Origin of the sequence: Pararhizobium sp. DWP3-4 (genome assembly GCF_049898205.1) — a bacterium.
Classification (GTDB): domain Bacteria; phylum Pseudomonadota; class Alphaproteobacteria; order Rhizobiales; family Rhizobiaceae; genus Pararhizobium.
This window is the reverse complement of the sequence record NZ_JAFCXF010000046.1, coordinates 1-618: the sequence shown is the minus strand read 5'-3', so window position 1 is coordinate 618 and position 618 is coordinate 1. Positions and strand designations below refer to the sequence as shown.

The window sequence follows — 618 nt, the reverse complement described above, 5'->3', positions numbered from 1 at the left end:
TTACTGATTTTGCAAGATTCTATATTTGCCGATACACAGACGTAAGCCGCCGCCCGGGTGGAGCTGGTCGGGGTTGCGTAGGCCGGGCGGTGGCGGATGGCTCCAGCTGGAAGAGTAAACTTTAGCTTTGACACCCCGATCACTCCGCCGCTTTCAACTGCGCAAGGGCTTGCTGTCGCCGGGCGATTACCACTGGATCATTGGTAAAATCCGTCCTCCTGCCAGGCTTGGTGCCGCGCTTTTGGTAGCCATTGGCTGTACTGCCGTCGCGAATGCCGAACATATGGTCGGTCTGACCGGTGCGGCGTGGTCCACTCTGGCTGCGCTGTTGCTCACGTCCGGCCTGCATCTCGGCCACCAGGGCCAGCATGTCATCAAGCCGCTTGTTCTCAACCACCTCGGAGCGGTGCACCGAGCGCAGCGTGTCGAAGGTTTTGTAGGGCAGGGACGTCCCCTCGTGGGTGATCTCGAGGCGACCATCGGGATAGTCGCAGACAACGACCTTGTTACCGGCGAGCGTCTTGGCGAGATCCGTCGGATCGAGGATGAACAGCACCTTGTCATAGCGCAGCGTCAGGGCCTGTGACAGCTTGCGCACTTCCTTGCGGCACATGGCGC

The 618-nt window shown here is 60.4% G+C and carries 1 pseudogene; it reads right to left on the bottom strand.

The annotated features are described in order from the left end of the window. Positions 1-139: 139 nt before the first annotated feature. Positions 140-618 (bottom strand): annotated as a pseudogene (locus ACP7E6_RS29445) (ISNCY family transposase); the annotation flags it as partial.